The sequence below is a fragment of the Nocardiopsis sp. KDC1DS13DA1 genome (genome assembly GCF_055632325.1).
Window position 1 is genome coordinate 282,993 of the sequence record NZ_JBVMUY010000005.1, and the last position, 26,728, is coordinate 309,720.

At 73.7% G+C, this 26,728-nt stretch carries 24 protein-coding genes; 18 read left to right on the forward strand and 6 right to left on the reverse strand.

Going from position 1 to position 26,728, the window contains the following annotated elements; genetic code table 11:
* Nucleotides 1-89 precede the first annotated feature (89 nt).
* The 3 genes from ACTVAJ_RS05035 (at nt 90) to ACTVAJ_RS05045 (ending at nt 3,226) form a co-directional block, all read left to right on the forward strand.
* Nucleotides 90-1,034, forward strand: a complete 945-nt coding sequence (locus ACTVAJ_RS05035; RefSeq protein ID WP_470386862.1) for a sucrase ferredoxin — start codon at nt 90-92, stop codon at nt 1,032-1,034.
* A gap of 124 nt (nt 1,035-1,158) precedes the next feature.
* On the forward strand, nt 1,159-1,491 hold the full coding sequence (locus ACTVAJ_RS05040; protein WP_470386863.1) for an ArsR/SmtB family transcription factor: 333 nt from the start codon (nt 1,159-1,161) through the stop codon (nt 1,489-1,491).
* Nucleotides 1,484-3,226 (forward strand): SulP family inorganic anion transporter, encoded by a 1,743-nt coding sequence (locus ACTVAJ_RS05045; protein ID WP_470386864.1) that lies wholly within the window; start codon nt 1,484-1,486, stop codon nt 3,224-3,226. The genes ACTVAJ_RS05040 and ACTVAJ_RS05045 overlap by 8 nt, the downstream gene beginning before the upstream one ends.
* A gap of 66 nt (nt 3,227-3,292) precedes the next feature.
* Here ACTVAJ_RS05045 and ACTVAJ_RS05050 read toward each other — a convergent pair whose 3' ends face one another.
* Entirely contained in the window at nt 3,293-5,125 is a 1,833-nt protein-coding gene (locus ACTVAJ_RS05050) for a serine/threonine-protein kinase (RefSeq protein WP_470386865.1), read from the reverse strand.
* Between the two features lie 262 nt (nt 5,126-5,387).
* Between ACTVAJ_RS05050 and ACTVAJ_RS05055 the strand changes: the two genes are divergently transcribed.
* Nucleotides 5,388-6,641, forward strand: coding sequence for a cytochrome P450 (locus ACTVAJ_RS05055; RefSeq protein ID WP_470386866.1), 1,254 nt, complete (start codon nt 5,388-5,390; stop codon nt 6,639-6,641).
* A gap of 14 nt (nt 6,642-6,655) precedes the next feature.
* The gene (locus tag ACTVAJ_RS05060; RefSeq protein WP_470386867.1) at nt 6,656-7,768 is read left to right on the forward strand and encodes an endo-1,4-beta-xylanase; all 1,113 of its coding nucleotides are present in this window, start codon (nt 6,656-6,658) and stop codon (nt 7,766-7,768) included.
* A gap of 48 nt (nt 7,769-7,816) precedes the next feature.
* Here the strand turns inward: ACTVAJ_RS05060 and ACTVAJ_RS05065 are convergent, their stop codons facing one another.
* Nucleotides 7,817-9,043, reverse strand: a complete 1,227-nt coding sequence (locus ACTVAJ_RS05065) for an NAD(P)/FAD-dependent oxidoreductase (protein WP_470386868.1) — start codon at nt 9,041-9,043, stop codon at nt 7,817-7,819.
* A gap of 139 nt (nt 9,044-9,182) precedes the next feature.
* On the opposite strand from ACTVAJ_RS05065, the gene ACTVAJ_RS05070 reads away from it, so the two are divergent.
* Genes ACTVAJ_RS05070 through ACTVAJ_RS05090 form a run of 5 tightly spaced genes read left to right on the forward strand, consistent with a single transcriptional unit; the run spans nt 9,183 to nt 12,497 of the window.
* The gene (locus ACTVAJ_RS05070; protein ID WP_470386869.1) at nt 9,183-9,803 is read left to right on the forward strand and encodes a TetR/AcrR family transcriptional regulator; all 621 of its coding nucleotides are present in this window, start codon (nt 9,183-9,185) and stop codon (nt 9,801-9,803) included.
* Nucleotides 9,804-9,807: 4 nt separating this feature from the next.
* Nucleotides 9,808-10,182, forward strand: coding sequence for a non-heme iron oxygenase ferredoxin subunit (locus tag ACTVAJ_RS05075; protein WP_470386870.1), 375 nt, complete (start codon nt 9,808-9,810; stop codon nt 10,180-10,182).
* 34 nt (nt 10,183-10,216) lie between these two features.
* Complete coding sequence (locus ACTVAJ_RS05080) at nt 10,217-11,497, forward strand: aromatic ring-hydroxylating oxygenase subunit alpha (protein WP_470386871.1); 1,281 nt, start codon at nt 10,217-10,219, stop codon at nt 11,495-11,497.
* Between the two features lie 27 nt (nt 11,498-11,524).
* Nucleotides 11,525-12,112, forward strand: coding sequence for an aromatic-ring-hydroxylating dioxygenase subunit beta (locus ACTVAJ_RS05085; protein WP_470386872.1), 588 nt, complete (start codon nt 11,525-11,527; stop codon nt 12,110-12,112).
* Nucleotides 12,113-12,128: 16 nt separating this feature from the next.
* Nucleotides 12,129-12,497 (forward strand): DoxX family protein, encoded by a 369-nt coding sequence (locus ACTVAJ_RS05090; RefSeq protein WP_470386873.1) that lies wholly within the window; start codon nt 12,129-12,131, stop codon nt 12,495-12,497.
* 71 nt (nt 12,498-12,568) lie between these two features.
* Here the strand turns inward: ACTVAJ_RS05090 and ACTVAJ_RS05095 are convergent, their stop codons facing one another.
* Together ACTVAJ_RS05095 and ACTVAJ_RS05100 are read right to left on the reverse strand one after the other, a co-directional pair.
* Nucleotides 12,569-13,549: an MBL fold metallo-hydrolase gene (locus ACTVAJ_RS05095; protein WP_470386874.1), complete on the reverse strand. Its 981-nt coding sequence runs from the start codon at nt 13,547-13,549 to the stop codon at nt 12,569-12,571.
* 119 nt (nt 13,550-13,668) lie between these two features.
* A complete protein-coding gene (locus ACTVAJ_RS05100) occupies nt 13,669-14,523 on the reverse strand; it encodes a serine hydrolase (protein WP_470386875.1) in 855 nt (284 codons plus the stop codon).
* Between the two features lie 47 nt (nt 14,524-14,570).
* On the opposite strand from ACTVAJ_RS05100, the gene ACTVAJ_RS05105 reads away from it, so the two are divergent.
* The 4 genes from ACTVAJ_RS05105 (at nt 14,571) to ACTVAJ_RS05120 (ending at nt 18,798) form a co-directional block, all read left to right on the forward strand.
* Nucleotides 14,571-15,545, forward strand: coding sequence for a LysR family transcriptional regulator (locus ACTVAJ_RS05105; protein WP_470386876.1), 975 nt, complete (start codon nt 14,571-14,573; stop codon nt 15,543-15,545).
* 232 nt (nt 15,546-15,777) lie between these two features.
* Entirely contained in the window at nt 15,778-16,698 is a 921-nt protein-coding gene (locus tag ACTVAJ_RS05110) for an aminoglycoside phosphotransferase family protein (protein WP_470386877.1), read from the forward strand.
* Between the two features lie 107 nt (nt 16,699-16,805).
* Nucleotides 16,806-17,786, forward strand: coding sequence for an alpha/beta hydrolase (locus tag ACTVAJ_RS05115; RefSeq protein ID WP_470386878.1), 981 nt, complete (start codon nt 16,806-16,808; stop codon nt 17,784-17,786).
* A gap of 34 nt (nt 17,787-17,820) precedes the next feature.
* Nucleotides 17,821-18,798 (forward strand): helix-turn-helix domain-containing protein, encoded by a 978-nt coding sequence (locus tag ACTVAJ_RS05120; RefSeq protein ID WP_470386879.1) that lies wholly within the window; start codon nt 17,821-17,823, stop codon nt 18,796-18,798.
* 8 nt (nt 18,799-18,806) lie between these two features.
* Here ACTVAJ_RS05120 and ACTVAJ_RS05125 read toward each other — a convergent pair whose 3' ends face one another.
* A complete protein-coding gene (locus tag ACTVAJ_RS05125; RefSeq protein ID WP_470386880.1) occupies nt 18,807-19,496 on the reverse strand; it encodes a pentapeptide repeat-containing protein in 690 nt (229 codons plus the stop codon).
* A gap of 47 nt (nt 19,497-19,543) precedes the next feature.
* The gene (locus ACTVAJ_RS05130) at nt 19,544-21,115 is read right to left on the reverse strand and encodes a PucR family transcriptional regulator (protein ID WP_470386881.1); all 1,572 of its coding nucleotides are present in this window, start codon (nt 21,113-21,115) and stop codon (nt 19,544-19,546) included.
* Nucleotides 21,116-21,404: 289 nt separating this feature from the next.
* On the opposite strand from ACTVAJ_RS05130, the gene ACTVAJ_RS05135 reads away from it, so the two are divergent.
* Genes ACTVAJ_RS05135 through ACTVAJ_RS05150 form a run of 4 tightly spaced genes read left to right on the forward strand, consistent with a single transcriptional unit; the run spans nt 21,405 to nt 26,568 of the window.
* Nucleotides 21,405-22,274, forward strand: a complete 870-nt coding sequence (locus tag ACTVAJ_RS05135; protein ID WP_470386882.1) for an FAD binding domain-containing protein — start codon at nt 21,405-21,407, stop codon at nt 22,272-22,274.
* Nucleotides 22,265-22,780, forward strand: coding sequence for a (2Fe-2S)-binding protein (locus ACTVAJ_RS05140; protein WP_470386883.1), 516 nt, complete (start codon nt 22,265-22,267; stop codon nt 22,778-22,780). The genes ACTVAJ_RS05135 and ACTVAJ_RS05140 overlap by 10 nt, the downstream gene beginning before the upstream one ends.
* A complete protein-coding gene (locus ACTVAJ_RS05145) occupies nt 22,777-24,132 on the forward strand; it encodes an 8-oxoguanine deaminase (RefSeq protein ID WP_470386884.1) in 1,356 nt (451 codons plus the stop codon). Before ACTVAJ_RS05140 ends, ACTVAJ_RS05145 begins: the two co-directional genes overlap by 4 nt.
* The gene (locus tag ACTVAJ_RS05150) at nt 24,133-26,568 is read left to right on the forward strand and encodes a xanthine dehydrogenase family protein molybdopterin-binding subunit (protein ID WP_470386885.1); all 2,436 of its coding nucleotides are present in this window, start codon (nt 24,133-24,135) and stop codon (nt 26,566-26,568) included.
* Nucleotides 26,569-26,728: the final 160 nt, after the last annotated feature.

Here is a 26,728-nt window from a genome sequence, read left to right on the forward strand (position 1 = left end):
TGCATGCGGGGTCTCGGGGCGTGCTGTCACGTCCCGACCCGTGCGTCCGCAGGTCCGTCGGCAGCCCAGACTCGATTGGAACGAAGAGCGTGCGTCTACCCACCGCCCCGGACGGTCGCCGTGGTTGCTCGGCCCTGGCCCGCTACACCGGTGAGCAGATCGCCGGAACCGCGGGCACCACCGGCGGTTGGCTGCTGGTCGAGCACTCCGGCCCCTGGCGCCACCCCGCGTTCGCCAGCCCGGGTCTGGACAAGGCCGTCGTCTCCCGGCTCGCCGAGCGCATCGCCGGCCGCGGCATCAAGCCCCAGCTCATCAAGCGCCCCGGGGAGGGCGGACGCGGCGGCCAGGCCGGGCGGCCGCGCCGCGCCTACTACGTCCACACCAGCCGGACCACGCCCTGGGCACGCATGGTGGAGTTCGAGGACCTGGCCGAACTGCTGGAGTACGACGTCACCGCCGTGGAGAAACCCGAGCCGCCGGAGTTCGGCGTACCGGTGGAGCACAGCCTGTACCTGGTGTGCACGCACGCCAAGAAGGACCCGTGCTGCGCCGTGCTGGGGCGGCCGGTGGCGGCGGCCCTGGCCGGGGGCTCGGCCGAGGTCTGGGAGACCACCCACGTGGGCGGTGACCGCTTCGCCGCCAACCTGGTGGCCCTGCCCCAGGGCTTCTACTTCGGCCGGCTGGACCCGGAGTCGGCGGTGCGCACGGTGACCGCCTTCGAACGCGGCGACGTGGTCCCCGGGAACTACCGCGGACGGTGCACCGACTCCTCCGCCGCACAGGCCGCCGACGCCGCGCTGCGCTCCAGGCTGGGTACGGTGGGCGTGAACGCGTTGACCCTGCTCGACGAGGAGCACGACGAGGACGGCGTGCGGATCACCCTGGGCCACGGCGGCGGCGTGTACACGGTGTCGGTGACCGTCGAAGAGGGGCCGGAGTGCCCCACGACGTGCTCCGCACTGTCCCCCAGCCGCCCCGTCCACCACCGCGTCACGGAGATCACCGAGGGCCGCGTCGGCGCCTCGTCCTCCTAGCGGGTCCACGACGGCGGACCCGGGCCCCTTCCCCGGCCCGGGTCCACCCCTTCCACGACATGAAGAGTTCTTCAATTGACCATATGATGGCACCAATCTCATCATTCTTCTCGAAGGCCCCACCATGCACAGACCTCTCTACCAAGCCAAGGCGGAGTTCTTCCGCATGCTCGGCCACCCGGTCCGTATCCGGGTCCTGGAACTGCTCCAGGACGGGCCCAAGCCCGTCCGCGACCTGCTCGCCGACATCGACGTCGAGGCCTCGAGCATGTCCCAGCAGCTGGCCGTGCTGCGGCGTTCGGGGATCGTGACGTCCACGCGCGAGGGGTCGAGCGTGATCTACGCGCTCGCCGGTGCCGACGTGGCCGACCTGCTGCGGGCCGCGCGCCGGATCCTGACCACGCTCAGCAGCGAGCGCGAGGAGCTCCTGTCGGACCTGCGCGAGTCCGATGTCTGAGCACGTCGACTCCGTTCCACCCGCCCACGCCCGCCCGGGCGTCCTCCGCACCCTGTGGACGACCACCCTCGGGTTGCTCCCCCAGCGGTCGGACTACACGGCCATGCGTCGCGGTCCGGGCCGCGACCTGCTCGCCGGGGTCACGGTGGCGATCGTGGCGCTGCCCCTGGCCCTGGGCTTCGGCATCTCCTCGGGCCTGGGCGCGCAGGCCGGGCTGGTCACCGCGATCGTCGCCGGGGCCCTGGCCGCCCTCCTGGGCGGCTCCAACCTCCAGGTGTCGGGCCCCACCGGCGCCATGACCGTGGTGCTGGTGCCCATCGTGGCCGCCCACGGACCGACCGGAGTCCTCATGGTCGGTTTCATGGCCGGTCTGTTCCTGCTCGTCCTGGCCTGGGCCCGGGGCGGCCGGTACATGCGCTATGTCCCGGCCCCCGTGATCGAGGGGTTCACCCTGGGCATCGCTGCCGTCATCGCCCTCCAGCAGGCTCCTTTCGTCCTGGGGCTGCCCCAGCCCGAGGGCCACGACGTGCTCTCCGGGGTGGTCGCGCTGGTCGCCGACTTCGCCGCCGCCCCCGACTGGACGCCACCGCTCATCGCCCTGGGCGTGGCCACCGTGATCCTCCTGGGCTCGCGGTGGCGGCCAACCGTCCCGTTCTCCCTGTTGGCGGTGGCCGTGACGACCTCCCTGATCCACCTCACCCCGTTGTCGGCGCCGGTGATCGGCGAGCTGCCCCGGGGGCTGCCCGCCCCGTCGCTGGGCTTCCTGGACCTCGCCTCCGCCGGCCCGCTGATGACCGCCGCCCTGGCCGTGGCCGCGCTGGCGGCCCTGGAGTCGTTGCTGTCCGCGAGCGTGGCGGACGGGATGCGCGTCGACGAACGGCACGACCCCGACCGCGAGCTGTTCGGCCAGGGCATCGCCAACCTGGTGGCGCCGATCTTCGGCGGCGTACCAGCCACGGCCGCGATCGCCCGCACCGCGGTCAACGTGCGCTCGGGCGCCAACAGCCGCCTGGCCGCGATCACGCACGCCGTGGTCCTGGCACTGGTCGTCCTGGCCGCGGCGCCCCTGGTGGGGCTGGTCCCCACAGCCGCGCTGGGCGGGGTCCTGCTGGCCACGTCCGTGCGGATGGTCGAGGTCGGGTCGATGCGGGCGATGATGCGCTCCACCCGCGGTGACGCCGCGGTGCTGGTGCTGACCGCCGCGGCGACCCTGGTCCTGGACCTGGTGACGGCCGTCCTGCTGGGCATGGCCGTGACCGGTGTGCTGGCGCTGCGCGCCGTCGCCCTGAACGTACGGCTGGACCAGGTGGCTCTGGAGGAGGGGTTGCCCGAGGAGCACCTGGAGGAGGAGCGGGCCCTGCTCGCCGAGCACATCGTCGCCTACCGGCTCGACGGCCCGCTGTTCTTCGCAGCCGCGCACCGGTTCCTGCTGGAGCTGAGCGAGGTGGCGGACGTGTCCGTGGTGATCCTGCGGATGTCCAGGGTGACCACGGTGGACGCCACCGGTGCCCTGGTCCTGAAGGACGCGATCGAGCGGTTGGAGCGCCGGGGCGTCACGGTGCTGATGTCCGGGGTGCGGGCCGGCCACTCCCAACCGTTGGAGGCGCTGGGGGTGGTGTCCCGGCTGAGCGCGGAGGGGCGGGTCTTCGACGCGACACCCGAGGCGATCGAGTACGCGCACGGCCTCCTGAGGGAGCGGGGGACCCTACCCGACGCCGAGGCCCCGTCCTCCTGACACGGAGGGGGAGGGGCCGCGCGGCCCCTCCCCCTCCGGTTCGGTTCCGGTGTCCCGGCCCCCGGCTCAGCCCCAGAAGCCGAAGCTGTACAGCAGCCCGTTGGTGGCCGCGATCGCGGACAGGGCGAGCACCGATCCGGTGACGAACGAGGTGCGCAGCGAGCGCACCAGGTACTCCGCGGACACCAGGTTGTTGAACAGGAAGTACCCGAGCATGGTCGCGTGCCAGAAACCGTCCATGCTCAGCGGCTCGAACGCGTAGGGCACGCCCGTCCACACCCCGGTCTCGGTGGTGAACCACGACCACGCCAGTGCCGCTCCGTAGCCGACCGGGATCTGCACGAGCGGCAGGACGAGCAGCGGGATCAGCTTGACGAAGCCCCACACGCCCGGCTGGTTGGCGGTGCGCGCCTCGGCCTGGGCCCGCTGTGCTGCGTGCCGCTCGGCGCGCACGCGCTCGCGGTGGGCGTGCTCGGCCTCCTGCTGGCGGCGTGCCTCCTGGTGGCGGCGCTGCTGCTCCTCGTACTGGCGGCGCTGTTCCTGCTGGCGGTGCTGCTCCTGTTCGCGGTACTGCTCCTGCTGGCGCTGGCGCTCCTGCTCGGCGAGCCGGCGCTCCCGCTCCGCCCGCTGCTGGGCCTGCGCGTGGTGCTGGGCGTCGGCGGTGCGGCGGCCTCCGTACAGGTCCGCGTAGGGGTCGTCCGCGCCGGGAGCGCCCTGTCCGTAGTGGGCGGTGGGCGGGCTCCCGGGCGGCTGGGCCGTCGGCGCGCCCTGTCCGTAGTGGGCGGTCGGCGGGCTCCCGGGCGGCTGGGCCGTCGGCATGTGCTGGGTGGGCTGGTACCCCTGCTGGCCGTACACGGCGGTGGCGCCGCCGCCCTCCGCCGGTTGGGCGGGCGGCGCGATCCGGGTCGCCTGGTCGTCACCGAGGGCACCCGCGGCGCCGCCCGCGAACGCGGCTCCCCCCGCGCCCAGTACCTCGGTGCGCTGGTGGCCGCCGGTGGACCCGGGGTCCCCGGGCGCGGCCAGCGCCCGGTTCACGGCCGCGGTCCTGTCCCGTACGTCCGCTGTCGCGGCCGGGGGCAGCCAGGAGGGCCCGGCGTGCACGTCGCCGAGGTGGTCGAGGATCTCGCCGGGGCCCGGGCGCCCGGCCGGGTCCTTGGACAGGCAGGCCGCGACCAGATGGCGCAGCGCCTCAGGGACCGCGGACAGGTCGGGGTCGGCGCTGACGATCCGCATGACCATGGTGGGCATGCTGCCCTCGCCGAAGGGCCCGGTACCGGTGGCCGCGAAGGCCAGTACCGCCCCGTAGGCGAACAGGTCGCTGGCGGGGGTCAGCGGCTTGCCCTCCACCTGTTCGGGGCTCATGAAGCCGGGCGTGCCGATGACCGACTGCGTGGCGGCCGTGCCGTCGGTGGCGCGGGCGATACCGAAGTCGATGACCCGGGGGCCGTCCTCGGCGAGCAGGACGTTTCCGGGCTTGAGGTCGCGGTGGATGAGGCCGACCCGGTGGATCTCGCCGAGCGCCTCGGCCAGACCGGCGGCCAGGACGCGGACGCTGGCCTCGGGGAGCGGTCCGTGGTCGCGGACCGCCTCGTCCAGGGGCAGGGAGGGGACGTAGGAGGTGACCAGCCAGGGCACCTCGTCGTCGGGTCCCGCGTCGATGACGGGTGCGGTGAAGGCACCGCTGACCTGACGCGCCGCGGTGACCTCGCGGGCGAAGCGCTGGCGGAAGGAGGCGTCGGCGGCCATGTGCGGGTGGATGCGCTTGATGGCGACGGCCCGGCCGCCGGCCGACCGGCCGAGGTAGACCTGGCCCATCCCCCCGGCGCCCAGACGGCTGACCAGCCGGTACCGGCCGACGCGCTCCGGGTCGTTGCTGTCCAAGGCGCCCAACGTCCTCATCCTCCGACTCTGCCGCTCGCGGAGGCCCCAGTCTAGGGCCGTGTCGGGGACGAAGGGGACACAACCGACCCCCGCGCGGCGGGCCCGGGAACGCGACCGGGAAGCGGGGGACGCGAACGCCGGTTTCGGCGTGTGGTGGAGCGGCAACGACCCGGACGGCGGTGGAGTTCCCCCACGTCCGCGTTCGGCCATTTCCGGGGTATGGCTGAGCGGCGCGGGTTCGCGCCCCTAGTGTCGTGTACGTCACGAGAGGACCACAGCCATGCGAATGTCCGACTCCCTCCGTTTCGACGCCCGGCTACGCACCGCCACCGCCCTGTCGTGGTTGGCGGCGCAGTCGGGTGACCACGCCAACCGTCTCCTGCACTGGCCCTGGCGGGAGAACCCCTACCCCACCTACGCGCGGTTGCGCGGCGGGGGCCCGTTCGCCACCAGCCGCCTGGGCTTTCGCGTCACGCACACGCACGCGACCGTGGGGCACGTCCTGTCCGACCGGGCGTTCGGCGTCGAACTCCGGGAGGGGTTCGGCCAGCGCGGCCAGTTCGGCGTACTGGACCTGTCCTTCCTCCAGCGGGACCCGCCCGACCACACCCGGCTGCGGAAGATGGCGCGGCCGGCGTTCGCGCCGCGCCGTGTGGCCGGATACCAGGCGGAGATCGAGAAGATCGCCGATGCGCTGCTGGACTCGGCGCTGGAGCGGCGCGACTTCGATCTCATGCGCGACTACGCCCAACCGCTGCCGATCGCCGTCATCTCACGGCTCCTGGGGGTCGCCGAGGCCGACAACGACGCGTTCGTGCGGATCGGCACCGTCATCGGCACCGCCCTGGACGGCGCCCGGTCGGCCCGCCAGCTCCGGGAGATCCGTGAGGCCGACGGCGAACTCGACGCGATGTTCGCCCGGATGGCGGCCGACCGGCGCGCCCGTCCGCGTGAGGACGTGGTGACGGCCCTGGTGGCCGAGCACGACGGCGGCGGGCTCTCGTCCGCCGAACTGGCGTCGATGTGCCGTCTGCTGCTGGTCGCCGGGTTCGAGACCACGGTGAACCTCATCGGCAACGGGATGATGGCCCTGCTGCGCCACCGGGAGCAGTGGGACCGGCTCGTGGCCGACCCCGACCTGGTCGACGGCGCCGTGGAGGAGATCCTGCGGTTCGACTCCCCGGTGCAGCTGACCTCGCGGTGGGCCCGGGAGGACACCGAGGTGTTCGGGCAACCGGTGGCGCGCGGCGAACAGGTGCTGTGCCTGCTCGGCTCGGCCAACCGCGACCCCGCCCGGTTCACCGACCCCGACCGGTTCGACATCACCCGGACCGACGCGGCCGACCACCTCTCCTTCTCCAGCGGGGCCCACTACTGCCTGGGGGCGCCGCTGGCCCGCCTGGAGGGGCGGATCGCCCTGCGCGCCTTGGCCGAACGGGTCCCGGGTCTGCGGCCGACGGCCCCGCCCACACGGCGGCCGACGATCTCGGTGCGCGCGCTGTCCGCCTTCCCCGTCACGGCCGGGGCCCGGTAGCCGTGGGCGGGGACGTGCGGCGCGGAGCCGCCGGGGGGCGGTTCCCGTCACGGGGCGGCGCGGTGGCGCTGGCGGTGCTGGCGGGCTGCGCGGTGGTGTTCGTCGTGGCGGCGGCGCTGGCCGTGACGCTGCCCGAGGACGGCGGGCCGGAGGGCCGTTCCCCGGCCCTGGCCGCCGTGCACGGAGTGGACCTGGGGGTGGCGGTCGCGGTCGAACCGCTGCTCGGCGACGGCGGGTACCGGGACGTGGTGACCGGGAACTACACGTCGGTGACCGCGGAGAACACGATGAAGTGGGACTCCGTGCAGCCTGAGCGGGGGGTGTTCGACTGGAGCGGCCCGGACGCGGTGATGGACTTCGCCGAGCGCGAGGGCCTGCGCGCGCGGGGGCACACACTGCTGTGGCACAACCAGTTGCCCGCGTGGCTGGAGCGGGGCTCGTTCGGTACGCAGGAGCTGCGCGGGATCATGCGCGAGCACGTCGGGGAGCTGGTCGGCCGCTACGAGGGCCGGGTCACGGCGTGGGACGTGGTGAACGAGCCCTTCACGGACGAGGGCCCGGACCTGCGGGAGAACCTGTGGTACGGGGTTCTGGGCGAGGACTACGTCGCCGAGGCCCTGTGGGCCGCGCACGAGGCCGATCCCGGGGCGCGGCTGTACATCAACGAGTTCGGGATCGAGGGCGGCGGGCCCAAGACCGACGCCCTGTACGCGCTGGCGGAGGACCTGGTGGACCGGGGCGTGCCCCTGCACGGCATCGGGTTCCAGGGCCACTTCGTCCACGGCCAGGTGCCCGAGGACCTGGCCTCGACCATGCGGCGCTTCACCGACCTGGGGTTGGAGGTGGCCGTCACCGAGCTGGACGTGCGGGTGCCCGAGCCGGTCACCGACGCCGAGCTGGGCGCGCAGGCCGAGGAGTACCGCCGCGTGGTCGGGGCCTGCCTGGACGTGCCCGGGTGCGTGGGGGTGACCGTGTGGGGGGTCGACGACGGGCACTCGTGGATCCCGGAGTGGTTCCCGGGGTACACGTCGGCCACCCCGTTCGACGCTGACTACCGGCCCAAGCCCGCGCTGGAGGGGATCGTCGAGGCGCTGTCGCGACGGCCGACGCCGCCGTCCTCCGGGTGAGGCCTCCGGCGTCCGCCCGGAGGGAGCCGGGCGGACGCCCGTCGGGGGTCAGCCGAGGGGGCGGACCCGCAGCTCGCGGCGGGCCGCCGAGTGGTCGCGGGGGCGGTCCAGGCTCTCCACCGCCAGGAGCCGGTCCCCGGCCAGACAGCGCACGCTGAACGGTCCGGTACCGGGGTCGCCGCTCAGCTCGGTCGTGTCGTGTCCGGCGGACAGTCCGGCGATCCGCAGCGTGTGACGGTACTGGTCCGACCAGAAGGTGGGCACCCAGTCCCCGGCGGTGTAGTCCCCGGGGTCCTCTCCCGTCAGCCGGGCGGCGACGTGGGCGGCCGAGGCCGCCGCGTGGTCGGCCGACTCCAGCCGGAGGCGACCGTCGGCTCCGCGCGCGGGGAACGCCGCCACGTCACCGACAGCGCTCACCGAGGGGTCGCGCGTGGTGCGCAGTGCGCCGTCCACCGCGACGCCGCCGGTGCCGTGGTCCAGCTCCAGGCCCGCGGCCTCGGCCAGACCGGTCTCGGGGCGCGCTCCGAGGCCGACGACGACCAGGTCCGCCGCCAGCACCGTTCCGTCGTCGAGGCGGACCAGCCGGGCCGGGCCGCCGCCGTCACCGGCCGCGACGTCGACACACCTGGTGCCGGTGAGTACGCGGACCCCGTGTTCGCGGTGCAGGCGGGCGACCGCCTCCGAGGTCACCGGCGTACACACCCGCCCCAGGACCCGGGGACCGGCCTCGACCACCGTGGTCGGGCATCCCCTGTCCCGGGCGGCCGCCGCGACTTCCAACCCCACGAAGCCGCCCCCGACCACCACGACGCGCACGCCGCGCAGGAGCGGTCGCAGTAGGGCGCCGTCGGCGACCGTGTGGACGGTGTGCACGAGTCCGGGCCGCCGCGCCCACCGCCGGGGGACCAGCGGGTGCGAGCCGGTGGCCAGCACGAGGTGGCGGTAGGACACCGTCGCTCCCCCGTCCACGGTCACCGTCCGCCGGGCGCGGTCGACGCCGCCGACCCTGGCCGAGACACGGACCCGCACACCCTGTTCGGCGAGCCAGGCGGGGGTGTGCATCGCCAGCCGATCCGCCAGCTCCGCCTCGGGGGCGGCGGTGTCCGCAGCTCCGGTGAGTGCGTCCTTGGTCAGCGGCGGGCGCTCGTAGGACGCGTGGGGCTCGGCCCCGAGGACCGTGACCCGGTGCGCCTGGCCCAGCCGGTGCATCGACGCGACCAGGTGTCCGGCGGCCATCCCTCCTCCGACCACGACGACGTCGCCTGGAGTGTGCATCGGAAGACCTCCTCGTCTCCACGGGAACGCGGCCGTGGCGGCCCGTTCCCTTGACCGGAATTTTTGTTGAGTATACGCTCAATGAGCAATCACTCAATGAGTGTTCACTCAATAAATGTTCCGGACACAGGAGGCATCGATGGCGACGAGCCGACAGCAGGCGGCCGCGGAGCGGCGCCGGCACATCCGCGAGGTGGCGTTGCGGCTGTTCGCGCGGTACGGGTTCGCGGCGACCACGACCAAGCTCATCGCGAAGGAGGCGGGGGTGGCGGAGGGACTGCTCTTCCACTACTTCGGGAACAAGGTGGAGCTGCTCCGCGCGATCGCGGACTCCCCCGAACTGGACCGGGCGGCCGTCACCGGCGCGTTGCACGACTGCGACCCCGCCAGCCCGGGCGCGGGGGTGCGCGCCTTCGGTACCGCGCTCCTGGCCCACCTTCGCGAGCACTCCGACCTCATGGCGGTACTGGCCGCCGAGGGACAGCTCGACGGCGAGCTGGCCGGCCTGTTCTGGGAGGTGGTCGGGGAGTTCCGGACGGAGTTGGCCCTCTGGCTCGCCGACGCCGCGGGCCGCGGATCCGTGGCCCCCGACGCACCCGTGGAGGCGGCGGCTTCGGCGGTGACCTCGTCCCTGTCGTTCTTCTTCCTCGAACACCGGAGCGACGACGAGCGATGGGACTGTCTGGCCGAGCAGCACGTCAGCGGCCTCGCCGCCCTCGTCGCGGACGGGATCGCCCCGCACCGTGCCCAGGGGGAGTGAAGCGGTGACCGAACGGATCCGCGAAACACACTGGCTTCCGGTCGGCACCCGCGAGGACGTCGCGGACGCGGGCGCGGTCCGCGTCGCGGGACCCGACGGGCCGATCGCCGTCTTCGACACCCCCGACGGACTGTTCGCCCTCGGTGACACGTGCACGCACGGCCAGGCCTCGCTCTGCGAGGGCTGGGTCGAGGACGGCACCGTCGAGTGCCCCGCCCACCTGGCCGTGTTCTCGATGCGCACCGGCCAGGTGCGGTCCGGCCCCGCCACCGCGCCCGCGCCCGCCTACCGCGTCGAGGTGCGCGGCGGCACCGTCGGCGTCGTTCTCGACGACTCCGGACCCACGCATCCCCACGACCGACCACCGAACCGCGACTGACCACCACACCGAGAACACGACGATCGGAGCGAACATGAACACCGCACCCCCCACCGGCCCGTCGGCCGCACCCGGGGAGCTGATCGACCTCGACACGGGCACCCTGCACCGCGAGGTCTTCGAGTCCGAACCCCTCCTGCGCACCGAGCTGGCCACGGTCTTCACCCGGAGCTGGCTGTTCCTGGGGCACGAGTCCCGACTCCGCCGCCCCGGTGACTTCGTCACCGCCGTCATGGGCCAGGACCACGTCATCGTCACGCGCGGCCGGGACGGGCGGATCCGCGCCTTCCTCAACGTGTGCCGCCACCGGGGCATGCGCGTGTGCCGTGCCGACTCGGGGTCGACCCCACGGTTCACCTGCTCCTACCACGGCTGGTCCTACGACGGCACGGGGGCACTGGTCGAGGTTCCCCACCACGACGACGGCTACGAGGGACGCCTGCCCCTGGACCGCTGGGGCCTGGTCCCGGTCACCCGGGTGGAGTCCTACCGCGGATTCGTCTTCGGCTGCTGGGACGCGGAGGCACCGTCACTGCACGAGTACCTCGACTCCTACCGGGGCGTCCTGGACTGGGCCGCGGACGGACTCGACCGGCCCGAGCTGGTCGGCCCCATCAAGTGGCGGCTCCAGGGAAACTGGAAGCTGGCCGCCGAACAGTTCGCCAACGACACCTACCACCCGCAGACCGCCCACCTGTCCGCCACCTCGCTGCTCGACGTCAACATGCCCACCGAGGGCCGGGAGATGGGCAGCCGCTACGGCCACGGGTGGACGATCATCCTGCCCGAGGACCCCAACTACACCGCCTTCACCTTCGGACGCGCCCCCGAGGACGAGGCACCCGGGCACCAGGCGCTCATCCACGGCACGGTCTTCCCCAACTTCTCCATGCTCGCGGACCGCGTCCTGCGCGTGTGGCACCCCAGGTCCGTCGACGACATGGAGATCTGGTCCTGGGTGATGGTGGACTCCGACTGGTCGGCCGAGCAGCGCCGACAGGCGATGCGGATGGCCACGCTCACCTTCTCCAGCACCGGCATCGTCGAGACCGACGACAGCGAGAACTGGTCGGAGATCCAGGCGGTGGCCGGCGGCCACGTCACCGGACGGACCGCGCTCAACTACCAGATGGGGTTGGGCACCACCACGACCGGCGACCCGGCCGTACCCGGGTTCACCGGCGACGTCGGCCACATCCTCAACGACGTCGGCGCCCGGGCCTTCTACCGGCGGTGGGTCGAACTCATGGAGGGTCCCGCCCCGGACCTGCCCCAGACCGCGCCCGCCCCCATGCCCGCCCCGAGCCGGCGCTGACGCCGCCGCGGACCGAGAGGAAGCCCCATGACGACCACGATCTCCACGCAGTCCTTCCGGCCCCGGCCTCCCGGGGCCGGGCCCGTGGAACGACCGATCCCCGTCGACGCCGACGAACAGCGCGAGATCGAGCAGTTCCTGTACTTCGAGGCCCAACTGCTGGACGAGGCACGCTACTCCGACTGGCTGGACCTGCTCGCCGAGGAGGTCAGCTACCGGATGCCCTCCCGGAGCAACCGGATGCACCGCGACCTGGCCGGGGAGGCGGGCGGCCCCGGGGACCTGGGCCACTACGACGAGGACCTGGCCACCCTGCGCCTGCGGGCGGCACGGGTGCAGCAGACGGTCGCCTGGTCGGACAACCCCCCGCCGAGGGTCGTGCGCGCGGTGACCAACGTCCAGGCCGCGCGGCGGCCCGAGCTCGGCGACGGCGTCTTCGCGGTCCGCAGCGTCGTGGACGCCCACCGCAACCGGCTCGCCGACGACACCGACCGCTTCACCGGGTTCCGGGCCGACCTCCTGCGCCGGGGCCCGGACGGGCTGTTGCTCGCGGAGCGGACCGTCTACCTCGCCGACAGCGTGCTCCTGGCCAAGAACGCGTCGCTGTTCCTCTGAAGGGGAGGGGATGGTCATGCCACTGGCCGTGACGGTCCTGTCGGTGGTGCTGGCGGTGGCGTTCGCCGTGACGGGCGGCGTGAAGGCGGTCGGGTCGCGAAGACTGCTCGACCGGGTCTCCTACCTGCCGGTGGGTGCGGGCGTCCTGCGCGCGGCCGGGCTGGTGGAGGTCGCGGGCGCGCTGGGCCTGCTCGCCGGTGTGCGCCTGCCCCACGTCGGCCTGGCCGCCGCGGTGGTGCTCACCGCGCAGTCGGTGCTCGCCGTCGCCGTGCACGCGCGGGCCCGGCGGGGGCGCGAGACCCCGGTCGCGGCCGCGGTCAGGATCCCGGCCACGTACACGGGAGCGCTCGTCCTGCTGCTGGCCTGTCTGCGCGTGTGGGCCTGACGCCCGCGCCCGCGCACCCTTCCGGGGCGCGGGCGCGAGCCCGGAGCGCGCTGGCCGGTGGGCCGTGCGGCTCAGTCGAAGGTGTAGGACGTCAGGTACTCGGGGACGACCACGCGCGACCCGGGCGACACGCGCCGCACCAGGGCGGTGAAGTCCGCGACGCTCATGCCCGACCCCGTCCCGTCGACCGGCGGGTTGGCCAGCTCGCGCTCGAAGTGGTCCCAGTGGACGGGGACCACGGTGCCGGGACGGTCCAGGGCCTCCAGGAGCCGGGGCACGTACTCGTGGGTGCTGGAGGTCGACGGCAGGGCGACCATGGCCACGTCCGGGGCCAGGCCGGTGACCGCGCGTTCGTCGAAGTCGCTGGCGCCCATGAAGAACGCGGAGGGGCCCGAGGCGGGGGTCAGGTGGAAGGCGAGGGTGTCGCCCTCGGGCAGGTCGGCGATGGTGGCCGGGGTGTCCGGGACGCCGACGCGGATACCGGCGAAGAGGACGGAGTGGCGGCTGTTGCGGCTGTGCAGGGAGCGGACCACCTCCACGACGTCGCCGCCGAAGTCGAGCACCTCCCCGCCGCGCACCGGGGAGAGCTGCGCGGCGGGCACGCCCATCGCCTGGGCCACGTGGTAGGTGGTCAGGGTGCCCAGGACGCGGGCGCCGGTGGTGGCGGCGATGTGCGGGACGTCCGAGAAGTGGTCCCAGTGGGTGTGGCTGACCAGGATGAGCCCGTCCTCGCCGATGTCGGCGGTGTGCTCGTCCACGGCGGCCGTGTCGACCGTCAGGGGGGTGGCGGGGTCGAAGCTCCGGTCCTCCTGGAAGATGCCGGTCGCGAACCGGGTGAGGTAGGGGTCGACCAGGATCGTGCGCTCGGGCAGGTCCACACGCCACCCGCTGGTGCCCAGCCAGCGGAAGGCGGGACCCTGACCGCGGCGGGCGGCGGCCGACGCCGCCGTCGTGGCCGGGGCCTGTTGCGCGTGGGCCGCGCCCGCGAGGAGGGGCGTGAGGGCGCCTCCGGCGACGGCTCCGCGCAGGAATCCGCGTCGTTCGATCGTCATGTCCGTGTCCTCGTCTCTGGCCGGGGCCGGTCGAACGGCGCACAGCCAAACACGGGCTCTGACCGGGCGTCCAATAACCGGAACGCGCCCGGTGATAGGCGTTGGCCTATCGGTCCCGGTCAGTCGGGCACCGTGGGGGGAGGTTCGGTCCGGGAGGGGTCGCGGAGGCGCTCCACGGCCTCGCGCGCGGCCCGGCCCAGCGCCAGGTCGATCTCCAGGGGCGGCGGGGCCGGGTCGGTGACGGTGGCGGAGACGGCGACCGCGTAGCGCCGTCCGTCGGGGTACTCGACCACGCCCGCCTCCTGGCGCAGTCCGGGCAGGGTGCCGGACTTGGCGCTGACGCGGACGGGAGGGGCGAAGCCCGAGGCGATGCGGGCGCGCACGAGCTGGCGGGCCATGAGGTCGCGGACGAAGGCGCACGCGTGCCGGGGGGCGGCCCGGTCGGTCCACACCAGAGTGAGCAGAAGGGTGAGGTCGGCCATGGTGGCGGAGGTGGCCCGGGTGTGGTCGTAGGCGCGTGGGAGGTGGAGGGCGGGGCCGTCCCCGGTTCCGGGACCGTCGTCCATGAGGACGTGCAGGAGATCGCGGGGGCCGCCGGTGAAGCGGGTGTGCTCCAGGCCGAGCTCCTCGGCCAGCAGCCGGACCGGTTCCACACCGATCCGGTCCACGATCAGGTCGGCGGCGGTGTTGTCGCTGACGGTCATGGCCAGGGCGGCGCAGTCGCGCAGGGAGAGCTCGACGTCGTCGGCGAAGTCGGCGATGCCGGTTCCGCCGAGGCGGTCGGCGCGGCGGGCGACCACCCGTTCGGCGGGGTCGATCCGGCCGGTGGCGGCCTGCCGGGCGAACTCCACAACGATGAGGATCTTGGCGACGGAGGCCAGGACGACGGGTTCGTCCGCGCGGTGCGCCACCTGCGCCGTGCCGTCGATCTCGCGGACGTGCAGGCGTGGCGCGGGTGTGTCGGTCGTGGTCACCGAGTCACGGTAGCGGAGGGTGAGGGGGGCGCCGGTAGGGTCGGGCCGTGGATCTTGGACGGCATCTGCGGTACTTCCTGGTGGTCGCGCGGGAGGGCCACTTCGGGGACGCGGCGCTGGAGTTGGGGATCGCCCAACCCGCGCTCAGCCAGTCGGTGCGGCGGTTGGAGGAGGAGCTGGGCGTCACCCTCTTCGACCGGTCGCGGCGGCGGGTCGAGCTGACCCGGGCCGGGCGGCTGCTGGTCGACCAGGCGCGCGAGGTGGTCGCCGGTGAGGCCCGGCTGCGGGAGACGATGCGGCGGGTGCGCGACGGGGAGGTCGGCACCCTGCGTGTGGGCGTGCCGCCGGGGACTCCGGCGGTGGCGCTGCGCGGGCTGTTGGAGGGGATGGCCGAGGCGGCCTCCGGTCTGGACGTGGACGTGTGTGAGATGACCGGTGCCGAGCTGGTGCGGTCGCTGGGTGAGGGGTCGGTGGATACGGGCCTGGCGACGGCGCCGTTCGACGGTTCGGGGCTGGTGAGCGAGCCGGTGCACCGGGTGGCGTTGGGCGCGGTGGTGCCGCGCGGGGCCCCGCTGGCGGGCACCGGTCCGGTGGCCCTGGCGGATCTGGCCGGATCGGAGCTGGTGGTGGAGCCGCGCGCGGACGCCCCGGAGTGGTTCGAGCGGATCCTGGCGGTGTGCCGGGAGCGGGGGTGGGTGCCGCCCCGGGTGCGCGAGGCCGGGGACGCGGAGTTCCTGTTGGGACTGGTGCTGGCGGGACGCGGGGTGGCCCTGGCCGCGGAGGCCACGGCGGCCCGGGAGCCGCGCCTGGCCTGGCGTCCGCTGGAGGGGGAGCCGCTGCACCGGCGGACGGAGGCGGTCCGTCCCGACCGGGGTGCCCACCCGGCGGCGCCGGTGTTCGCCGGGGTGGCGGCACGGGTGCTGGCCGGTCCCCCCGACCGGGTGGGGCCGGTGGCCGGGCGGACCGGGGGACGGCCGTGGGCCCTGGTCTACGGCGGGGGCCCGCTCACCCTTCCCGGTTAGCGGCACGCGCGGACGCCGCGCCGCCCTGCGACGGGTTCCCGTCAGGGATGTGACCTCGGGGGCGGTCTTCTCCTCCAGGGTCGGCGTCGGTCGCGTCACGTGGCGCGACGCGACGGCCTAGGATCGGGGAGAGGCCACGACGACGATCCCGAGGTGTTCGGTATGTCCTAGATTCGTGCTCCCCCGTCGCTTCTTCGTCCACGGAACCCCACGACGAAGGAGAGACACCGACATGAACGAGACCACACCGCCCGTCGCCGTGCCCGAGGCGCTCACCGAGCACCTCGACGACGTCTTCGGTCCCGCGTGGGCGTCGGCCCTTCCGGAATTGACCGCGCGCCAGTGCGACCGGTGGCGGCTGCGCGTCGACGGACCGGCGATGCACGGCGTGGTGGCGCTCGCCCTGCCCGTCCGGCGCGCCGACGGCTCCCCCGCCGTGCTCAAGATGCAGCCGGTGGACGAGGAGACCGCGGGTGAGCCCGCCGCGCTGCGCGCCTGGGCGGGTGACGGCGCGGTCCGGCTGTTGGACCACGACCCTGGCAGCGGGGCGATGCTGTTGGAGGCGCTCGACCCCACGCGTTCCCTGCTGGACGTGGGGCTGTCCGAGGCTTTGACCGTGATCGGGACGCTGCTGGCACGCCTGAACGCCCACCCGGCCCCCGCGGGCCTGCCTGGGCTGGGGCCGGTGGCCCTGGACCTGGCGGAGCGGGCCGACCGGCTGGCCGCCGTGTGCGCGGGAGGCGGCCGGGACCGGCTGGCGGACCTGGCGGCGCTGGCGCGGGAGATGGCCGCCGAGCCGGGTGACCGATTGCTGCACTGGGATCTGCACTACGGGAACGCCCTGGCCCCGTTGCCGGGTCCGGGGCGGGACGCGTGGCTGGCCATCGACCCCAAACCGCTGTCGGGCGACCCGGGGTTCGAGCTGCTGCCCGCGCTGTCCAACCGGTGGGAGGAGGCGGTGGCCACCGGTGACGTCCGCCGTGAGGCGCGCCGCCGGTTCGACCTGCTGACGGACGTGGCGGGGCTGGACCGTGCGCGGGCGCGGGCCTGGACCCTGGTGCGGGTGCTCCAGGAGTGCGTGTGGTGGGTGGAGGACGGTGAGTTCGGCCTGCCGGACGACGCCCTCGTGATCGCCGACGCCCTGACGGAGTAGTGGTGACCCGCCGTGTGGCGGATTGTCCCCGCCACACGGCGCTGTTCCCCACCGGTTCCCGGGTTCCACAATGAGTCCGCAGCAGACCACCGACATTCGGAGGCTCCATGAGTTCCCCTGCCCGCCCCCCGTTCGACCCCGAGCTGGCCGCGGCCCTGACCGTGATCAACGAGACCGTCCCCTCCAGTGTCACCCCCGAGATGATCCCCGCGCTCAAGGAGGCCGTGGCCCGGGAGGTGGCCGACAACGTTCCCGGCGACCTGACCCTGGACGGGGCCTTCACCGAGGAGGTTCACGAGGTGTCCGGTCCGGAGGGCGCGCCGGACGTGCCCCTGGTGGTGTGGCGGCCGACCGGGGCGCCCTCGCCCACCGGCGTCCTGTACTGGATCCACGGTGGCGGGATGATCCTGGGCGGCCATCGGGACGAGGGAATCCTGGTTCTGTTGGAGATGGCCCGTGAGCTGGGTGTGGCCCTGGTGTCGGTGGGCTACCGGCTGGCCCCGGAGAACCCGCACCCCGCCCCCGTGGAGGACTGCTACGCGGGCCTGGTGTGGGTGGTGGAGAACGCGGAGAAGCTGGGTGTGGACCCCGACCGGGTCGTGGTCGGCGGTGTGAGCGCGGGCGGTGGTCTGGCGGCGGCGACCGCGCTGCTGGCGCGCGACCGGGGTGGGCCGCACCTGATCGGCCAGTTCCTGATGTGCCCCATGCTGGACGACCGCAACGACACGGTGTCCGCCCACCAGATGGCCGGGGTGGGGGTGTGGGACCGGGTCGCCAACGCCACGGGGTGGGGCGCGCTGCTCGGCGCGGACGCGGGCGGACCCGACGTGTCCCCCTACGCGGCTCCCGCCCGCGCCGGGGACCTGTCCGGGCTGCCCCCGGCGTTCCTGGACGTCGGCTCGGCCGAGACGTTCCGCGACGAGGTCGTGGAGTACGCGTCACGGATCTGGAAGACGGGAGGGATGGCCGAACTGCACGTGTGGCCGGGGGGTTTCCACGCCTTCGACGGCTTCGCCCCCCAGGCGGCGTTGAGCGTCGCCGCCCGCGCCCAGCGCGTGCCGTGGCTGCGCCGGATCCTGGACTCCTGAGCGTCCGGGTCCCGGACACGGGCACAATGACGCCATGAGGGATCTTCTGGGCAGGATCACGGCGTTGGATCCCGAGGCGGGTGAGGCCGTCAGGGTGATCGACTACTTCGACTCCCTGACGGGTTCTGGTGCGGAGCCGATCGTGCGGGGCGCGGCGGTCCTGACCGGAGCGCCCGCGGGGTTCGTGGAACGGTCGCGCGGTGTGGCGCTGCGGGTGGCACCGGACGGCTCGGTGGACCGGGCCGCGGCGGACCCCTACCCGCCCTGGTGCTCGGTCCAGGTCGGGTCGGCGGGCGGCGTGTTGTGGGTGGAGCGTCCCGGTGAGCCGGGCCCGGTGGACGCGATGGTGTTGGAGCGGGCCTCGGCCGCCCTGCGCGTCCACCTGGAGCTGTCGGATCCGGTGGGCGGCGACCGCGAGGCGCTCGCGGAGATGGTGGTCGACTCCCGGGTGGCCGAGCCGGGGCGGTTGCGCGCGGCCCGACGGTTGGGCTTCGGTGCCCGGGCCCGGGTGCGCGCGGTGGCCGTGCCCGGCGGCGCGGTGCGGCTCGTGGCCGCGGCGGAGAAGGCCGTGGACGGGTCCGGGCGCGCGGGGGTCGGGCCGGCGGTGGACGTGCCGGATCTACCGGGGTCATGGGAGGACGCGGTGCGGGCACTGCGATTCACCGCCGAGGGGACGGGCGCCGACCCGGGGCCGCGCGTGGTCCGAGCGGAGGAGCTGGGCGGGCTGCTGGTGCTGGCGGACGCTGTGGGTCCGGGGGGAGGGCTGCTGCCGGACGTGGCCGCCCTGGACCGGGTGGCGCGGGACGGCGTCGCGCTGTTGGCGGAGTTGGAGGCCGTGGCGGCGGCGCCCAGTCTGCGGGCGGCCGCCGCGGCGTTGGGGGTGCACCACTCCACCCTCCAGGAGGGTGTGGGGCGGGCCGAGCGGATGCTGGGCTGGTCGGTGCGCGACGTGCCGGGGAAGCTGCGTCTGCAGGTCGCGCTGGCCCTGCGGCGGCTGCGCCGCAACACCTGAGGGTCCCCTCAGCCCTCGGCGACCGTGATGCCCAGGGCCGCCAGGATCGTCCCGGCCTGCGCGGGTCCGATGGTGGCCCCGCGCAGGAACCCCGCCTGGTCCAGAGTGGGTTCGCCCAGGTCCGCGCCGCGCAGGTCGGCCCCGTCGAGTCTGGCGCCGACCAGGTGGGCGCCGCGCAGCCGCGACTCGACCCACACCGTCCGGCGCAGGTCGGCGCCGGCCAGGTCGGCCTCGTCCAGGCGCAGCCCCTCCAGGGTCCGGCCGCGCAGGTCGATGCCCTTGCACCGGGCCAGCATCAGGTTGCAGTGCGTGAACGTGTAGCCGACTCCGCGCAGGGAGGTCAGCCCGGCGCCGGTCAGGCGGCAGCCGGTGAACACCGTGTCGGTGAGCAGCGCGCCCTGCCAGGCCGTGTTGGCCAGGTCGACCTTCTCGAAGCGGGTGTCGGGGCCGTCCGCGTGGGCGAACGAGGCCCCGGCGGCGCTGCCGCCCTCGAAGCGCGCCCCGTCCAGGAGCGCGCGGTCGAGTCGGGCGCCGTCGAGGCGGCAGTCGGTGAAGACGGCCTCGGCGAGGTCGGCGTCGCGCAGGTCGGCCTCGGTGAGGTCGCAGCGGACGAACGTCCAGCTGTCGGGCAGGGCGTTGCGGTCGATCCCGGACAGGTCGGCGTCGACGATGGCGGGGTGGGCGTGTTCGGTACTCATCGCGCGGACCCTAGCGGTGGCCGGTGACACTCGGCGCGGTGACGCGCTCAGTCGCGCAGTTTGAGGGCCAGGAAGAGGTCCACCCGGTGCTCCAGGCTGCTGAGGTCGCGTCCGGTGAGCTCCTCGATCCGGCCGATGCGGTAGCGCAGGGTGTTGACGTGGACGTGCATGGCCGCCGCGCAGCGCTGCCAGGACCCGGAGTGCTCCAGGAACTGCTCCAGGGTGGAGACGAGTTCGGAGCGGTGGTCGCGGTCGTAGGCGATGAGCGGGCCCAGCAGGCGTTCGCGGTAGGAGGACTGGACCTCCTCCGGGACCGAGGCGAGCAGGAGTTCGTGGGAGTCGATCTCGGCTCCGGCGATCACCCGCGACCGGCCGCCGCGCAGTTCGGCCAGGCGGCGGGCGTGGCGGGCCTCGACCGCGGCGCCGCGCAGTTCGGGGACCCCGTGGGCGGCGGAGCTGAGGCCCAGGGCGATCCGGTAGTCGAGCAGGCCGCCCTCCAGGACGCGGGCCCTGCGGACGAGGCGGGCGCGGATCTCCTCGCCGCCGCGCCGGGGGTCGACCCCCTCGGGCACGGGGACCACGGCCAGGGAGTCGGTGTCGCCGGTGACCACGGCGCCGGGCCAGTCGGCGACCAGTTCGGTGAGCACGCGCCGGGTGAGGTCGGGGACGCGGGGTTCGGGCATCATGACGGCCCGGACCACGACGCGGCCGCGCCCGGTGGCGTCCTCGTCGGGGCCGAGGCCGCTCATGAGCGCGCCGGCCTCGTCGAAGCGCTGGGCGGCCAGCAGTCTGGGCAGGCCCTCCAGGTGGCGGGCGTCGGTGAGGGCGCGCTCCTCCCTCCTGCTGCGGGCGAGGACGGCGACGGAGACGAGTTCGGCGACCGACTCGTGTTCCTCCTCCGTCCAGGCGGCCTGGTCGCCCGCGCACACGAGCAGCCAGGTGGCCAGGGGGTGGGCCTCCTTGGTCTGGACGGGCAGGACGGTGACCGCGGTGCCGTCGGCGCCCGGGAGGCGGACGGTGCGGGGGAAGGTCGGCCAGGTGAGCGCCTTGGCGGCGAGCCACTCGCCGGCGTCGGGTGACAGGGGGGCACCCGAGGAGGCGACCCCGCGTCCGGTGGAGGAGATCACCCAGGAGGTGATCCCGGCCTGCTCGGCGGCCCCGGCGAAGGCCTCGGGGAAGTCGGCCCCGGCGGCGACCTCGGCCATGACGCGGCGGTGCCGGTCCCGGGTCTCGGAGATGGTGGTGAACCGGTGCTGGGTCAGGGCGCGCAGCACCTCCTCGGTGACCGCGCCGAAGGAGGTCTCCGAGGGCACCTCGATGAGGGGGATGTCGTGGGCGCGGCAGGCCTCCACCAGGTCGGGCGGGATGTCGCCCAGGGCCGTCCCGGCGCCGACGGCGACCGCTCCCGCGCTGGCGATCGAGGACACGAAGGTCTCGGAGTCCTCTGGGCGGGTACGCCACATCATGCCGGTCAGGATGAACTCACCGCCGCGCAGGTAGCGGGCGGGTTCGAGCAGATCGGTGGTGTAGAACCACCGCACGGTGCGGTGGGCGTGCTCGGCTCCGGTCAGGAACCGCAGGTGCAGTCGCTTGACGGCGAGCAGCTCACTGATCTGCATGAACGTTCCTCTGTTGCTTGTGGGGCGGGTGGTCCCAGTGGACGGTACGTGATCTTTTCCGGGCAGTGGCACCGCCTGACGGCCACCCGGAGATCGGACGGTGTTCGCGCAGACGTCACTTGTAGGAAGATCCCAACGATAGTGGGCCGTTTCACTGGCAGTTCATGTCTTTACGTGCTAGTAGGGCCCGGCTCGTCGGTGGTGTACTTCACATCACTACCGGATTACCCAGGAGTTGTGCACACCTTCCGACGTCCAACCAACTCCGTGGCGAGCAACGAGGACAAGTATGGAATTCCTGAGTCCCTCCACACTGGAGGAGGCGCTCGAGGCCAAGAGCGCCCACCCTGACGGGGTGCCCATCATGGGCGGCACCGACGTCATGGTGGAACTCAACTTCGACAAGCGCCGCCCCGAGGTCCTGATCGACCTGACCCGGATCCCCGAGCTGACCGAGTGGGGCCCCGACGGCGACGCCACCCGCCTGGGCGCGGGTGTCCCCTACACCCGAATCGTCGAACAGCTCCAGGACCGGGCCCCGGCCCTGGCCAAGGCCTCGCGGACGGTCGCCTCCCCCCAGATCCGCAACCGCGGCACGGTCGGCGGCAACCTCGGAGGCGCCTCCCCCGCCGGTGACACCCACCCGCCGCTGCTCGCCACCGACGCCGTGATCGAACTGGCGTCGGTGCGCGGCCGCCGCACGGTCGCCGCACGCGACTTCTACCTGTCGTTCCGTACGACCGCCCTCCAGCCCGACGAGCTGATCACCGCGGTCCTGCTGCCCGAGCCCAGGGGCCCGCAGCAGTTCCTCAAGATCGGGACGCGCAACGCGATGGTCATCTCCGTCGCCGGCTTCTCCCTGTCCCTGGACGCGGAGAACCGGACGGTGGGCACGGGGCTGGGCTCGGTCGGTCCGACGCCGATGCGCTCCGAGGCGGCGGAGGAGTTCCTGGCCGCCGAGTTCGACTGGGAGAACGCGTCCGTGCCCTCGGAGGCCACCGTGCGGCGCTTCGGCGAGCTCGTGGCCGCGGCCGCCCGTCCCATCGACGACCAGCGGGGCAGCGCCGACTACCGCAAGCACGCGATGTCGGTCATGGCGCGGCGCGCGCTGAGCTGGTCCGTCACGCAATACCGGAAGGGAGCCACGCGATGCGCGTGAACCTCAACGTCAACGGCGAGGACATGACCGCCGAGAACGTCTGGCCGGGCGAGAGCCTGCTGTACGTGCTCCGCGAGCGGCTGGGCCTGCCGGGCAGCAAGAACGCCTGCGAGCAGGGCGAGTGCGGTTCCTGCACGGTCTACTTCGACGGTGTGACGGCGTGTTCGTGCATGATCGCCGCCGGGCAGGCCGAGGGCCGCCGGATCCGGACCGTCGAGGGCCTGGCCGAGGAGTCGGGCAAGGGTTCGGACAAGAACCTGGGCACGGTGCAGGACGCGTTCGTCGAGGCGGGCGCCGTCCAGTGCGGCTTCTGCACCCCGGGCCTGCTGGTGCAGACCGACGACCTGCTGGAGCGCACGGTGGGCGCGGGCGGGCCCGCCCCGGACGACGCCGAGATCCGCGAGGCGCTCGCGGGCAACCTGTGCCGCTGCACGGGGTACGAGAAGATCATCGACGCGGTGCACCTGGCCGCCGAGCGTCGGGCGGCCTCCGGGAGCAACGCATGAGTCGCACGACCGTCATCGAGGGAGCCCACGTCGTCACGGTGGACGGCGCGGAGTACGCCGACGGGCACGTCGTGGTCGCCGACGGCCGGATCAGCGCGGTCGGCGCGGGCCCGGCCCCGCAGACCCCGGGCGCCGAGCGGATCGACGCACGCGGGTGCCTGGTCACCCCGGGCCTGGTCAACACGCACAACCACCTGTACCAGTGGGCCACGCAGGGGCTGTTCGCCGACGGCACGCTCTTCGAGTGGCTGGTGGGTTCCTACGAGATCTGGCACCGGCTGGACGCCGAGGTGGTCTCGGGGACCACGTCCGCCGGGATGGCCCACCTGGCGCTGTCCGGGTGCACCACCGCCTCCGACCACCACTACATCTACCCCTCGGGCCGCGGTGACATCGTGGCCGCCGAGGTCGAGGCCGCCCGCGAGGTGGGCATCCGCCTGGACCTGGCACGCGGGTCGATGGACCGCGGGCACAGCGCGGGCGGGCTGCCGCCGGACAGCGTCGTGGAGACCACCGACGGCGCCCTGGCCGGGACCGCCGCCGCGATCGACGCCCACCACGACGCCTCCCCCGAGTCGATGACCCGCGTGGCCGCGGCTCCGTGCTCGCCGTTCTCGGTGAGCCGGGAGCTGATGGTCGGCGCCGCCGAGCTGGCGCGCTCCAAGGGCGTGCGGCTGCACACCCACCTGGCCGAGACGCTCGACGAGGAGGAGAAGTGCCAGGCCGAGTTCGGGTGCACCCCGGTCGAGTACGCGGAGAAGCTCGGCTGGCTCGGTGAGGACGTGTGGTTCGCCCACGCGGTGCACCTGTCCGACGCCGCGATCTCCCGGATGGCCGCCACGGGCACCGGTGTCGCGCACTGCCCGACCTCCAACGCCCGTCTGGGCGCCGGGATCTGCCGCACCACCGAACTCCTGGCGGCGGGGGTCCCCGTGGGGCTGGGTGTGGACGGTCCGGCCTCCAGCGAACTCACCCCGCTGGCCGGTGAGATGCACCAGGCGCTGCTCATGGCCCGCGCCCGGAAGGGTCCGCAGGCGCTGAGCGCGCGCCAGGCGCTGCACATGGCGACCCTGGGCGGCGCCCGTGTCCTGGGCCGCGACGCCGAACTCGGTTCGATCACCGTCGGGAAGCTCGCCGACCTCGCCCTGTGGCGGGTGGACGGCTTCGGCTACGACGTGATCGACGACCCGGTGGTGGCCGCGGTCTTCGGCCCCACCCCTCCCCTGGAGCGGCTCCTGGTCGGCGGGAACACCGTCGTCGACCGCGGCCAGCTCCGCACCCTGTCCGCCGACACCGCGGCGGCGCGTGGTCGCGCCGCGCACCGCGCCCTGGTTCAGGAGGCGAGCCTGTAGATGGCGACGACGACCACCCGGACGGTCACGGACCTGTCCAGCACCACCAAGGACGGGCTGGGTTCCAGCCCGCTGCGCCCGGACGGCACCCTGAAGGTGACCGGGGAGTTCGCCTACTCCTCGGACATGTGGATGGAGGACATGCTGTGGGGGATGACCCTGCGCAGTCCGCACCCGCACGCCAGGATCCTGGGCATCGACATCACCGAGGCGCTCAAGGTCCCCGGCGTGGAGGCCGTGCTCACGCACGAGGACGTGCCCGGCGCCAAGTGCTACGGCCTGGAGTACAAGGACCAGCCGGTGCTGGCCTTCGGCAAGGTGCGCTACAAGGGCGAGCCCGTGGCCCTCGTGGCCGCCGACCACCCGGAGACCGCCCGCCGCGCCCTGGAGCGGATCAAGGTCGACTACGAGGTCCTGCCCCCGGTCAGCGACTCGCGCCGGGCCGCCCTCGACCCCGAGTACCCCCTGGTACACGAGGAGGGCACCCTCAAGATCCACGAGGAGTACCACCAGTCCGGCAACCGGGTCCGCTACCAGCCCATCCGTACCGGTGAGTTCCGGGACGTGGCCGGGAGGCAGGAGCGGGAGCGGGCGGTCCTGGAGACCCTGCGCGCCCAGGCCGACGCGGTCGTGGAGACCGAGTACGAGGTCGGCATGCAGGACCAGGCGTTCCTGGGCCCCGAGTCCGGCCTGGCCGTCCCCGAGGAGGACGGCGGTGTCCACCTCTACGTCGCCACCCAGTGGCTGCACAACGACCTCTGGCAGATCGTGCCCTGCCTCGGCCTGCCCGAGGACAAGGTGCGGATGACCATGGCGGGGGTGGGCGGGGCCTTCGGCGGCCGCGAGGACCTGTCGATGCAGATCCACGGCGCCATGCTCGCCCTGCGCACCGGCAAGCCGGTCAAGATCGTGTACAACCGCGAGGAGTCGTTCTACGGCCACGTGCACCGGCACCCGGCCAGGATGCGCTTCGAGCACGGCGCCAGGGCCGACGGCACGCTGCTGTACGCCACGTTGGAGATCATCGTGGACGGCGGCGCCTACGCCTCGGCGACGCCCGCCGTGGTGGGTGTGGCCTCCTCGCTGGGCATCGGCCCCTACGAGGTGCCCAACGTGCTCGTGGACGCCTACGGCGTGTACACCACCAACCCGCCGTGCGGCGCCATGCGCGGCTTCGGCGCGGTCCAGGCGTGCTTCGGCTACGAGTCGCAGATGGACAAGCTCGCGGAGAAGCTGGGCATGCACCCGGTGGACCTGCGGATCAAGAACGCCATGTCGCAGGGCTCGCGGATCATCACCGGCCAGGAGCTGCACAGCCCGCTGCCGATGGCGGAGATGCTCCAGCGCGCCCGCGAGCTGCCGATGCCCGCCGACCGCTCCGAGCTGCCCGACCCCGCCGACCTGCGCACCCTCCCGGGCGGCGTGGCCGGGACCACGCACGGCGAGGGCGTCGTGCGCGGTGTGGGCTACGGCGTGGGCCTGAAGAACCTGTGCTTCTCGGAGGGCTTCGACGACTACTCCACGGCGCGCGTGCGTCTGGAGGTCGTGGCCGGTGAGCCGATCGTGCTCGTGCACACGGCGGCCGCCGAGGTCGGCCAGGGCCTGGTCACCGTCAAGGGCCAGATCGCCCGCACCGAACTGGGCGTGGAGAAGGTGGTCATCAACCCCTCCGACACCCAGGTGGGTTCGGCCGGTTCCTCCTCCGCCTCCCGTCAGTCGTACATGACCGGCGGTGCGGTGAAGCTGGCCTGTGAGGCCGTGCGCGGGTCGGTGTTCGCGCTCGCCCGGGAACGCGGTGTGATCCCGGCCGACCGGCACGAGGCGGACCTGTCCCTGGTGGGCGGCAAGCTGGTCTCGGCGACCGACGGCGTGCTGACGTCGCTGGCCGACCTGCTCGGCGATTCCGCCGGCGGCGGCACGGTGGTAGAGGAGACCCGCGAGCACCACCACCGTCCGACCGAGATGATCGACCCGGTCCTGGGCCAGGGCGACTCGCACACCCAGTTCGGCATGTGCGTGCACCGCGCCGTGGTGGACGTGGACGTGGAGCTGGGCCTGGTCAAGGTCGTGGCACTGGACGCGGTGCAGGACGTCGGCAAGGTGCTGCACCCGCAGCAGCTGGCCGGTCAGATCCAGGGTGCCTCGACCCAGGGTCTGGGTCTGGCGCTGATGGAGGAGATCCAGGTCAGGGACAGTGTGATCCGGAACCCCTCGTTCACGGACTACCTGATCCCCACCATCCTGGACACCCCGCCGATGCGGATCGACGTCCTGGAGCACCCCGACCCGCGCGCCCCGTACGGGCTGCGCGGCGCGGGTGAGCCGCCGACCCTGTCCTCGACCCCGGCGATCGTGGCCGCGGTCCGCGACGCCACGGGCCGTGCTCTCACGCACGCGCCGGTGCGTCCGGAGGACATCGTCGGCATCGAACTCTGAGGTGGCGGCGGGTGTGCGCCCGCCGCCGCCTCAGGGCGGGGTCGGCGGCCTCACGGCCGCCGGCCCCCACCCCCCAGAACCGCCCGCCCCGGATCCGCCGGCGCCCTCGGCACCGGGGCGGGTGCCCGGTAGGACAGCGCCGTCCTACGCCTCCCATTGA